Source organism: Staphylococcus argenteus, from assembly GCF_000236925.1.
Taxonomy (GTDB): Bacteria; Bacillota; Bacilli; order Staphylococcales; family Staphylococcaceae; genus Staphylococcus; species Staphylococcus argenteus.
Genome location: NC_016941.1, coordinates 232,523 through 245,113 on the forward strand (window position 1 = coordinate 232,523; position 12,591 = coordinate 245,113).

General features: G+C 34.9%; 8 protein-coding genes. 3 read left to right on the top strand and 5 right to left on the bottom strand.

All coding sequences use genetic code 11. The features are described from left to right. The first annotated feature begins 12 nt into the window (after window positions 1-12). Both pflA and SAMSHR1132_RS00985 read left to right on the top strand, forming a co-directional pair. Window positions 13-768 (top strand): pyruvate formate-lyase-activating protein, encoded by a 756-nt coding sequence (pflA, locus tag SAMSHR1132_RS00980; protein ID WP_000911654.1) that lies wholly within the window; start codon window positions 13-15, stop codon window positions 766-768. A 313-nt stretch (window positions 769-1,081) separates the two neighbouring features. Beyond that, entirely contained in the window at window positions 1,082-2,845 is a 1,764-nt protein-coding gene (locus tag SAMSHR1132_RS00985; protein ID WP_000822239.1) for a glycerophosphoryl diester phosphodiesterase membrane domain-containing protein, read from the top strand. Between the two features lie 112 nt (window positions 2,846-2,957). On the opposite strand, the gene SAMSHR1132_RS00990 is transcribed toward SAMSHR1132_RS00985, so the two are convergent. Further along, window positions 2,958-3,302, bottom strand: a complete 345-nt coding sequence (locus SAMSHR1132_RS00990) for a complement inhibitor SCIN family protein (protein ID WP_000207187.1) — start codon at window positions 3,300-3,302, stop codon at window positions 2,958-2,960. Window positions 3,303-3,491: 189 nt separating this feature from the next. Here SAMSHR1132_RS00990 and coa point away from each other — a divergent pair, with 189 nt between their 5' ends. Next, window positions 3,492-5,465, top strand: coding sequence for a staphylocoagulase (gene coa / locus SAMSHR1132_RS00995; protein ID WP_000744051.1), 1,974 nt, complete (start codon window positions 3,492-3,494; stop codon window positions 5,463-5,465). Window positions 5,466-6,100: 635 nt separating this feature from the next. On the opposite strand, the gene SAMSHR1132_RS01000 is transcribed toward coa, so the two are convergent. From SAMSHR1132_RS01000 to fadD, 4 genes are all read right to left on the bottom strand, one after another. Then, on the bottom strand, window positions 6,101-7,285 hold the full coding sequence (locus SAMSHR1132_RS01000; RefSeq protein WP_001154641.1) for a thiolase family protein: 1,185 nt from the start codon (window positions 7,283-7,285) through the stop codon (window positions 6,101-6,103). A gap of 29 nt (window positions 7,286-7,314) precedes the next feature. Then, complete coding sequence (fadB, locus tag SAMSHR1132_RS01005) at window positions 7,315-9,576, bottom strand: 3-hydroxyacyl-CoA dehydrogenase/crotonase FadB (protein WP_000154500.1); 2,262 nt, start codon at window positions 9,574-9,576, stop codon at window positions 7,315-7,317. 187 nt (window positions 9,577-9,763) lie between these two features. Then, window positions 9,764-10,975 carry an acyl-CoA dehydrogenase FadE gene (fadE, locus tag SAMSHR1132_RS01010; protein ID WP_000667220.1) on the bottom strand — a complete coding sequence of 404 codons (1,212 nt, stop codon included), beginning with the start codon at window positions 10,973-10,975 and terminating at the stop codon, window positions 9,764-9,766. A gap of 102 nt (window positions 10,976-11,077) precedes the next feature. After that, window positions 11,078-12,586: a long-chain-fatty-acid--CoA ligase FadD gene (gene fadD / locus SAMSHR1132_RS01015; RefSeq protein ID WP_001008413.1), complete on the bottom strand. Its 1,509-nt coding sequence runs from the start codon at window positions 12,584-12,586 to the stop codon at window positions 11,078-11,080. Between the last annotated feature and the right edge of the window lie 5 nt (window positions 12,587-12,591).

A 12,591-nucleotide genomic window follows, 5' to 3' on the forward strand; every position in this document is an offset into this window, starting at 1 on the left:
GGTGGGAGCACTATGCTAAAGGGACACTTACATTCCGTCGAAAGTTTGGGTACTGTCGACGGTCCGGGATTAAGATATATATTATTTACACAAGGATGCTTACTTCGATGCTTGTATTGTCACAATCCAGATACTTGGAAAATCAATGAGCCATCAAGAGAAGTTACAGTTGATGAAATGGTGGATGAAATTTTACCATACAAACCATACTTTGATGCATCAGGTGGTGGCGTAACAGTGAGTGGTGGCGAACCATTATTACAAATGCCATTCTTAGAAAAACTGTTTGCAGAGTTACAAGAAAATGGTGTGCATACTTGCTTAGATACGTCAGCTGGTTGTGCCAATGATACTAAAGCGTTTCAAAGACATTTTGAAGAATTACAAAGACATACAGACTTAATATTGTTAGATATTAAACATATCGATAATGAAAAACATATCAAATTGACAGGAAAGCCTAATACACACATCCTTAACTTCGCGCGCAAACTGTCAGATATGAAACAACCTGTATGGATTCGTCATGTCCTTGTGCCTGGTTATTCTGATGATAAAGACGATTTAATTAAACTAGGTGAATTTATTAATTCTCTAGATAACGTCGAAAAGTTTGAAATTTTACCATATCATCAGTTAGGTGTTCATAAGTGGAAGACATTGGGTATTGCATATGAATTAGAAGATGTAGAAGCGCCCGATGATGAAGCTGTTAAAGCAGCCTACCGTTATGTTAACTTCAAAGGGAAAATTCCCGTTGAATTATAAATACAATTCAGACCGAAAAGAAAGCATATGCAACTTCATGAGCGAAGCGGCATATGCTTCTTTTTTCAGTTGTGATATATGGATTAAATGGCAATATCATATGTTTTAAAAGATTATAGAAGCTACATTGATGTTTAACTTTGTTAACATGGCAGTTGGTAGAAAATCATTTCTAAAAGATGAGTAAGGTAACCAATAGCTCAAATGATTGGTATTTACATATTTATGTTTAACTTTTTTAATATTCTATTGACCCTTAGCAATTAAAAATATTAATATGAAAATTAATATTAAAGCAATGTGGAGCGTGATTATGAAGAGAATAATGAGAGATATATGGACAGTATTTAAATTACTGTATCACAATAAAGGGCGCTTTAGTATCAATGCCTTACTATTGCAATTAATCATGATATTTATCAGTAGCACATATTTAATTTTACTCTTCAATTTGATGTTAAAAGTTGCTGGACAAAGCCAACTCACGATTAACAATTGGATTGAAATAGTAAGTCATCCAGCAAGTGTGATACTGCTTATCATATTTATTTTAAGTGTAGCTTTTTTAATTTATGTTGAATTTTCATTATTAGTTTATATGGTTTATGCAGGTTTTGATCGACAAATTATTACGTTCAAATCCATTTTTAAAAATGCTTTTGTTAATGTACGCAAACTTGTTGGTGTGCCGATTATTTTCTTTGTTATATATTTAATTTTAATGATACCAATTGCCAATTTAGGTCTAAGTTCCGTACTGACGAAAAACATTTATATACCTAAATTTTTAACGGAAGAACTTATGAAAACGACAAAGGGTATTATCATATATGGAACCTTTATGGTTGCTGTTTTTATTTTAAACTTCAAGCTAATATTCACTTTGCCGCTGACGATTTTAAATAGGCAATCATTATTTAAAAATATGAGATTGAGCTGGCAAATTACGAAGCGGAATAAATTTCGACTAGTAATAGAAATTGTTATATTAGAGATTATTATCGCCGCGATTTTAACGCTCGTTGTTTCAGCAGCAACTTTCATTGCAATATATTTAGATGAAGATGGCAATAAATTTATAATTTCATCTGTATTGTTTGTCGTCTTGAAAAGTGCACTATTCTTCTACTATTTATTTACAAAATTGTCGTTGATTAGTGTGTTAGTCCTTCATTTAAAACAGGAAAATGCATTGTATCAACCGACATTAGAGTTTAAACACCCTAAACCGAAGCGTAAGTCTAAATTCTTTATTATATCTATGCTGTTAGCTGTGATATGTTTTATCGGTTATAATATGTATTTGTTATACAATAATTCAATTAATCAAAACATTTCGATTATCGGGCACCGTGGTTTTGAAGATAAAGGTGTTGAAAATTCAATTCCGTCATTGAAAGCCGCGGCTAAAGCAAAGGTTGAATACGTTGAACTAGATACGATAATGACTAAAGATAAAAGATTTGTAGTTAGTCATGATAATAATTTGAAGCGTTTAACAGGTATTAATAAAAACATTTCTGAATCTAATTTTAAAGATGTAGTTGGATTGAAAATGCGTCAAAATGGACATGAAGCGAAACTTGTATCATTGGAAGCGTTTATTGAAACGGCTAAAAAAGAAAATGTGAAGTTGTTAGTAGAGTTGAAGCCACACGGCAAAGAACCAAGTGATTATACAGAACGTGTAATTGATATTTTGAAAAAGCATAATGTTGAACATGAATACAAAGTGATGTCGTTGGATTACGATATAATGACTAAATTGAAAAAAGAAGCACCGTATATTAAGTGTGGTTATATCATCCCATTACAATTTGGACATTTTAAAGAGACATCATTAGATTTCTTTGTTATTGAAGATTTTTCATATACACCAAGACTAGTTAATCAGGCTCATTTGGAAAATAAAGAAGTGTATACTTGGACAATTAATGGAGAGGAAGACCTTACGAAATATTTACAAACAAATGTAGATGGCATTATTACAGATGATCCAGCATTAGCTGATGATATAAAAGAAGCTAAAAAAGATGAAACATACTTCGATCGCTCAATAAGAATTTTATTTGAATAATATAAAGACCTCTAGAAGTTATCGCGATGATACTTTTAGAGGTCTTTTAAATATGTCATAGTGAATTAAGCATTCGTATGAAAGTATATGGAACATTAGTAATAATGATATGTTAAAGGTTGTTGGAATGAATATTACTAGTTAGTGATGAATAAATATTTTCCAATCTATATTTTGCTTTAGTCATTTGATCCAAATTTTTAGTGCGTATAGCAGACTTAGCAATATAATGTGCTGCCATAATATCACGTTTTTGATATGCATCTAAATGTAGATGCGCTAATTTATTTATATCAGTATTTGTGATTAACATATGTAATTGGTCTACAAGCGCTTGATGTTGATACGTATGAGCTGTCGTTTCGGACTTGCGAGTTATTGTGATCCCAGTCGTATCAAGGAGCGCAGCTTTAATGCCAGTTACTAAATAATTTTTGATTTTCATGTGTGTTGTCATGTTATATTTCTCCTTCGATGTACATGAATCAAAAAGATTATACACTATTATATATTGTAATGCTAATTAACTTTAACAAAAAGATAGTTAATGATTCGTTTATTCTAGTTAATATATAGTTAATGTCTTTTAATATTTTGTTTCTTTAGAGTAGGTTGGGCAATTACATTTTGGAGGAAATAAAAAATTATGAAAAAGCAAATAATTTCGCTAGGCGCATTAGCAGTTGCATCTAGCTTATTTACATGGGATAACAAAGCAGATGCGATAGTGGGTAAGGACTATAGTAAAGAATCAAGGGTTAAAGAAGAAAGTAAGTATGGGGCGAATATTTCAAGTTGGTATTTAAATGACATGTTACAAAAATTAGGGGATCAAATTTATAATGCAAAAGAATTAACTAACAGATATGAATATGGTGAAAAAGACTATAAACAAGCATCAGATAAATTGATGACAAGAGTTTTAGGAGAAGACCAATATTTATTAGAAAAAAAGAAAGAACAGTACGAAGTATATAAAAAATGGTATCAAAAATATAAAACTGAAAATCCACAATCAGATTTGAAGATGACAAAATTTCATGATTTTGAAATGTATAAGTTAACAATGAATGAATATAATGATATTCAAAGATCTTTAAAGGATGCTGTTGATGAGTTTAACAATGAGGTTAAGGATATTCAATCTAAGAATAAGGATTTAGTGCCATTTGATGAAGAAACTGAAAAGCGTGTAACAAATGAAATATATGACTTTGTTTGTGAGATAGATACACTTTATGCGACGTATTATAATGATAATCAGCATGGTCAAAATGCGAGAGAATTAAGGGCAAAATTAGACTTGATTCTTGGGGATATAAAAGACCCTGTCAGAATAACAAATGAACGCATTAGAAAAGAAATGATGAATGATTTAAATTCAATCATCGAAGACTTCTTTATGGATTCTAACTTAAATAGACCTTCTAATATAAGTAAGTATAATCCTAATATTCATGATTATACTAAAAAGCCGGAAAATAAAGCGAACTTCGATAAATTAGTCAAAGAAACTAAAGAAGCGGTTGCTGAAGCAGATGAATCTTGGAAGACTAAAACAGTCAAAAATTATGGTGAATCTGAAACAAAATTACCAATAGCAAAAGAAGAGAAGAAAGTTGAAGAAATTCAACAGCCTAAAGCTCAAAATATTGTTGGTGAAACTGAAAAAGCACCACTTCCAGTTGCACAGCCACTAGTTAAAATTCCACAAGGCACAATTCAAGGTGAAATCGTACAAGGTCCAAAATATCCGACGATGGAACAAAAAACTATTCAAGGTGAAATCGTTAAAGGACCAGACTTCCCAACAATGGAACAAAGTAACGAATCTGCACCTATTGTAACACCTTCATTAAGCGGAAATTATACAGAACCTACTATTGCTTTACCTACAATTACAGGTGAGAGTAAAGTGGAAAATCCTATTGAATCGACTTTAAAAGGTATTCAAGGAGAATCAAGTAATATTGAGATTAAACCTCAAGTATCTGAAACAAGAGAAGTTTCTCAATATGGTACGAGACCACAATTTAACAAAACACCTAAGTATGTTAAATATAGAGATGCTGGCACTGGTATCCGTGAATACAACGATGGAACATTTGGATATGAAGCAAGACCTAGATTTAACAAACCAAGTGAGACAAACGCATACAATGTAACAACGCATGCAAACGGCCAAGTAACATACGGTGCCCGTCCGACACAAAACAAGCCAAGCAAAACAAATGCATATAACGTAACAACGCATGCAAACGGCCAAGTGTCATATGGAGCGCGTCCAGCACAAAACAAGCCAAGCAAAACAAATGCATATAACGTAACAACGCATGCAAACGGCCAAGTGTCATATGGTGCTCGTCCAGCACAAAACAAGCCAAGCAAAACAAATGCATATAACGTAACAACGCATGCAAACGGCCAAGTGTCATATGGTGCTCGTCCAGCACAAAACAAGCCGAGCAAAACAAATGCATATAACGTAACAACGCATGCAAACGGCCAAGTAACATACGGCGCTCGTCCAGCACAAAACAAGCCGAGCAAAACAAACGCATACAATGTAACAACGCATGCAGATGGTACTGCAACTTATGGACCTAGAGTGACAAAATAATTTTGTAACTTAATGCATCATTAATATAAAGCAATATAATTAAAATAAAACGATATGTATCTTAAAAATAAGCAATCATGTATTTAATGGTTTCCCCACCAGGTTAATACATCGCACAGACAAAATTATATCTTTTTATTATTCATCATTTTAGACACAAAATAAACATGACCTAACACATCATCAACCTATTTAAATAAACCACACACATCATTGTGAAATGCGACGATAGCATTAGCAACATTTGCTATGAAAGTCGCTTCGAATACGGATTAAGAAATATTGAAGTGAACATTCAACATTTCAAATTCATTTCGAAAGCACAATAATGTGGGTGGTTTTCTTCATTTTCAAAAATAAATTACGTAAATTGAAGCATATTTCAAACGAGTATTATGGGATTTAAAGTTCTCCAACCATAACAATCACATGAATGCCAAGCAACTCTATACGCTCCTGAATCAACATGCTACACAATCCTTAACAAAATACTATGTGACTTCAATATAATCCCCAAAAACTAATTTATCCTAATTTAACGATATGTCACACTATACAACTGAATCCACAATTTATTTAGTCGCCAAATTGCGTACAGTGATAACATTAATCCGCTTCAACCTCTATCTAACAATCTAATGAATATACTCAAATATTGCAGCTGCGCCCATACCGACACCAATACACATTGTCACCATGCCGTAACGACTATCGGGACGTCTACTCATTTCGGAAAGTAAGCGTGCAGTCAAGATCGCACCTGTTGCACCTAATGGGTGACCTAAAGCAATGGCACCACCATTTACATTAGTACGTGATGAATCTAGACCTACCGCGTTCATAGAAGCGATAGTTTGAGATGCGAATGCCTCATTTAGTTCTACTAAGTCGATGTCTTCAATTGTTAAATTGCTGAGTGACAATACTTCAGGAATCGCATATGCAGGACCAATACCCATAATTTTCGGATCCACGCCGACAGCTTTGAAACCAACAAATCGTGCAATGGGTGTCACGCCTAGTTCTTTTACTTTGTCTCCTGACATTAAGACTACAAATGCTGCACCATCAGATAGTGGGGCAGATGTACCTGCAGTAACTGTGCCGTCAGCCTTAAACACTGTCGGCAATTTAGCTAATGCCTCTTTTGTTGTGTCGGGGCGAATTAACTCATCTTGTTCAAATATACCTTCTTTAAAGTCGACTCCGTCTTCAGTGTATTCAACGTATTCAACTCTTATTGGAATGATTTCATCTTCAAAGCGACCTGCACGTTGTGCTTCATATGCGCGTTGATGACTTTGAACAGCATAGGTATCTTGTTCTTCTCTAGATACGCCATATTGTAACGCTACGTTTTCTGCTGTTAGTCCCATTGGATATGACGCACCCACTTTATCATATTGTAATATTGGATTGTTAGTAGGTTCGTTTCCACCCATAGGGACAGCGCTCATTAATTCTACGCCACCTGCCACGAGTATATCTCCTTGGCCAGCCATAATTTGATTGGCTGCAGTTGCTATTGTTTGTAGCCCAGATGAACAGTAACGGTTTATAGTTTGTCCAGGAATAAAGTGCGATAAGCCTGTACGTAATGCAATCGTTCTTGCAATGTTTTGCCCTTGTAATCCTTCAGGAAAAGCAGTACCTACAATGACATCTTCAACCATATTATTATTAAACTTTCCACCAACACGACTTAACACACCTTGTAATACTTTAGCAGCAACATCATCTGGTCTTTCATAAAATAATGACCCTTGTTTTGCCTTTGCAGTAGCTGAACGTCCATAAGCTACAATGTATGCTTCTTGCATGCTTATCATCCTCTCTTAATAAATATCTTTTAATTACGTAATGGCTTACCAGTTTCTAACATATGTGTAATTCTGTCGTATGTTTTTTTAGATTTTAGTAACTCAATAAAACTGATTTTCTCTAATTTTTGGATATAACGTTGGTTAATATATGTGTTACGAAGTAGTTCGCCACCAGATAAAACATATGCAATTTCTAAGGCAATATGATAATCATAATCACTAATAAAATGACCTAGTCTTTGCGCGTCTAATTGTCCTTCAATTAATACTTTATAATTTTCTCCTAAGCCGATATATTGATATTTTGGTTTAGGGATATAGTTTGTTTCTGCTTCGTATTTCGCACGTTTAAGTGCAACTTCGACACGTTGCGCTGTATTAAAAATGATTGTATCTGTATCGCGTAAATAGCCATAACGGCGAGCTTCAAATGCATTAGTAGATACTTTTGCAAATGCGATGTTTGTTAGTACTTTAGTCATTGAAGCTTGTTTATCATCGAATTTATGTGATGTGTGTAAAATACGATCCGCCATTTCTGCAAGTCCGCCTCCACTTGGTAGTAAACCGACGCCCGCTTCAACCAGACCGATATACGTTTCACTTGCTGCTACAACGATAGGCGAGTAAAGTACAAGTTCACATCCACCGCCTAGGGCACGACCTTGTACAGCTGTGACGATCGGCTTTAAGCTATACTTCAAACGATTAAAGCTATAATGTAATTTATCAATTGATTGTGCAACGACATCATCCACAAGACCTTCTTCATGCGCCTTTTTCATTAAGAAAAGGTTGGCACCGACACTGAAATTATTACCATCAGCATAAATAACCATACTTGTATAATGTTCATTTTCCAGCAAATCAATCGCCTCAACTAAAGCATCATTAAATTCATCGGTAATGACATTATTTTTACTCTGTAATTTTAGTAAAAGTTGATCATCGTGAGTTGCAGAAAGTTTAGCATCACCTTTATCCCAAAGTTCGTCACTTATGAAGTGAGACACAGGTGTTGCATATTCAATCGTTTCATCCTGTTTATAAAAGCCACCGTCTAATTCATTAATCCATTGTGGTAGGTCGCCAAGTTCATCTTCCATGCGCGATTTAACACGTTCAAATCCCATTGCATCCCATAATTGGAAAGGTCCAAGCTTCCAGTTAAATCCCCAAACAAGTGCGCGGTCAATGTCACGGAAGTCATCGGTAGCCTTAGGAACATTGATGGCAGAGTAATAGAAGTTATTACGTAAGGTCTCCCATAAAAATTGTCCTGCTTCATCTTGTGCATTAAAAATGACATCAAGGTTATGCGCTAAATCTTTATTAAATTCATTTAAAATTGGTAATTGTGGTTGTGATACAGGGACATATTCTTGCTTTTCTTTATCGTAAACAAGACGTTCTTTAGTATCTTTATCTTTTTTATAAAATCCTTGTTTTGTTTTACGACCTAGTGCACCATTATCAAACAATGTATTTACAACTTTGACATCGTGGAAATAGGGTGCTTCCTCAGGAACTTGCTGCATACCTTCAATTACAGATACTGCAATATCTAATCCGACTAAGTCAGATAGTGCATATGTTCCAGTTTTAGGACGACCGATAATTTGACCAGTTAAAGCATCCACATCTGTAATGTTTAAATTTTGCTCTTCAGCGCGATACATAATATCATTCATCGTTTGTGTACCAACTCTATTTGCAACAAATCCTGGTACATCATTAACAACGATGACACCTTTGCCTAATACATTTTGCGCAAAAGATTTCACCTCTGATACGATAGCATGTTTCGTATATGAGGTAGGTATTAGCTCTACTAATTTCATAATGCGTGGTGGGTTAAAGAAATGTAGACCAAAGAATCGTTCTTGATCCGCATTGTTCAATGCTTTTGCAATTGCTGTAATAGGTATACCTGATGTATTAGTAGCAAATAAAGCATCTTCTTTAGCATGTTGAGCGACTTGTTGCCATACCGCATGTTTGATTTCAATGTCTTCTTTAACAGCTTCGATATATAAGTCAGCATCATCATTAGCTAGGTCATCGTTAAAATTACCATATGTTAAATTACTTGCTAAATTTAAGTCGAATAGAAGCGGACGTTTTTTGTTGACGATTTTGTCGTATGATTTTTTAGCAATCAGATTTGGATCATTTTCGTCTACTACAATATCTAATAATTTTACTTTAAGTCCGGCATTTACAAAGAGCGCTGCAAGTTGTGCACCCATCGTACCTGCACCAAGAACTGTTACTTTATTAATTGTCATAGTTATTCCTCCAATTTAGTTGAAGATAAGATAACCTCTTAGATTATCGGGACAGTCTTACTATTTCGTAAAATGAATGAAAAGTATCTTTGTCAGCTATCTTAGCCTCTGATTTAAGGAAAGCATCGTATTTAAAATAATTGTCTAGTGATGTGATACATCGATATTTTGCAAAATATTTATTAGCTTAAACAAATGCAGAATCACCAGTTAAGGCACGTCCAATTACTAACGCATTAATTTCATGTGTACCTTCGTATGTGTAAATTGCTTCTGCATCTGAGAAGAAACGTGCAATATCATAATCATCAGCAAGAATACCGTTGCCACCTGTAATACCTCGTCCCATTGCTACCGTCTCGCGTAAACGTAAGGCATTCATCATTTTAGCTGTAGAAGTTGCAACTTCATCATACTCACCATGTGCTTGCATGTTAGCTAATTGAGCACATGTTGCCATTGCTTGCGCTAGATTACCTTGCATCATCGCTAGTTTTTCTTGAATTAATTGATATTTGCTAATTGGTTTGCCGAATTGTTTACGCTCAGTGACATAGTCTAGTGTGGCACGTAATGCACCAGCCATACCACCCGTAGCCATATATGCGACACCTGCTCGTGTTGAGTAAAGGATTTTGGCAATATCTTTAAAGCTTGTAATATTTTGTAAGCGATCAGATTCATCAACCTTAACATTGGTTAATTTAATCAATGCATTTGGCACGATACGAAGGGCAATTTTATTATCAATGACTTCAATATCTACACCGTCTTGCTCTGGGCGGACAACAAAGCAGTGAGGCTTACCGGTCTCTTTATTTACAGCGAATACAGGGATTACATCAGAAACATGTGCACCACCAATCCATTTCTTTTCACCATTAATAACCCAAGTGTCACCTTGACGCTCTGCGACAGTTTCTAAGCCTCCTGCAACATCAGAGCCATGCTCAGGTTCGGTTAATGCAAAGCATGTACGCAATTCATGAGACTGTAATTTTGGTACATATTTCGCAATTTGTTCTTTGCTACCCCCGAAAAAGAAAGTGTTATGCCCTAAACCTTGATGGACACCAAGAAGGGTTGCAAGTGAAATATCAAAACGAGCGAGTAGGTAAGACATGAAAAATTGAAATAGTTGACTCGGCATTTTGGCATTTGGTCTATCTTTATAAAGTAATGGGTTGTTAAAGTAATTTAATTCTCCTAAATCTTTAAAATAATCTTCAGGTACTGTGGCATCTATCCAATGCTGATTGATATCTGGTCGATATTTGCTTTCGAGTAAATGGTTCACTTGTTGTAAAAATTCAACTTCACCATCTGTTAAACCTTTAGCAATACTAAGCACATCTTCAGGGAATAATGATTTTAAAACTTTTTCTTTTTCAAATTTCATATAAATTCCTCCTAAAAATAATATGAATATTTATGGAAATTACACACATAAAAACCTAAACGAAGATTTTTGGAAACGCTTACAAACAAGCGCAAAATTTTTTTACTCTATTATTTCCGTTGCTTTGTTATTCATCATTTGTCTAATTGCAAGTTTGTCTGGTTTTTGTGTACTATTTAACGGCATATGTGTCACAGGTACATACATTCTTGGTACTTTATATCCTGCCAAACGATTTCGCATATGTTGATCTAACTTTTCAGCATAGTTAGGATCATCTTCTCGAAGTATGATGGCTGCTGCTATCGACTCACCATATTTTGGATGGTCATAGCCTACGACTACACATCGGTCAATTAGTGGGTGCTCAGCTAAAGCATTTTCAACTTCCGATGGTAAGACATTTTCGCCACCTGTAATGATAAGTTCTTTTTTACGATCAATGATGAAAATATCACCATCTTCATCCATTTTTGCTAAATCACCTGTTAATAAATAACGACCATGAAACGACTGAGCAGTTTCTTCAGGTTTGTTCCAATATCCAGGTGTTACATTTTTCGCTTTAATAGCTAGCTCGCCGATATCGCCAGTAGGGACTTCTTGACCATTTTCATCAAGAATTCGTGCATCAACAAACATGACTGCTTTACCAATACTCATCGGTTTGCGTTTCGAATTTTCCGGTGTATTAACGAGTACTAGAGGCGCTTCAGTTAAGCCGTAACCGTTGATAATGTTAATACCATATTGTTTAAATGCTGCTTGAATACTTGGTAATGGCTGTGAACCACCTTGAATGATGTAATCCATTGCTTTGAAATTATCGGGATTAAAATTACTGGCACGTAGCGTACTATAATACATCGTTGGAATCATGATAATAAAAGTAGGCTTGTACTGTGCAATCATGTCGTTCAATTCTTCTCCATTAAAATAACGTTGAAGAATCAATGTGCCACCTGACATCAAGACGGGCAACACTGTATCATTAAATCCTAAGACATGGAACATAGGTGTAGATACAATCGTAATATAATTTGAATTAAACTTATATGTCAGTTCTAAGTTTGCACCATTATGAACAAATGATTCATACGAGAACATCACGCCTTTAGGTGATCCAGTTGTACCACTTGTATAAATTAACGCTGCAAGATCATGTGGTTCGACCGGTGTTGCTTGAAAAGGTTGGTGATGATCTGGATCTACAATTTCATCATATTGACGTGAATCAATATCCATGTGCAGTAACTTTTGATTAATGTTTGTTAAAGAACTTAGGTGCTTTTTGGCATAAAAGAGAAGCTTTAATTGTGCATCTTCCACAATAGCTGCTATCTCTTTCGGATTTAGTCTCCAATTCATCGGTAAAAATACAGCACCTGTTTTAAAGCAAGCAAATAGTAAATCTAATATTGCAATATCATTTGGAGCAAAAACACCTATGACATCACCTTTTTTAACACCTTGAGAGGTTAAATAATGCGCCATATTATCAGCCCGGGCGTTAAGTTGTTGGTATGTCCAAGACGTCTGTTTTGCGTGATCAATGACGGCAGGTTTGTCATCATCGAAATCTGAACGCGTTTTAATCCAATCGAAATTCATTAGTA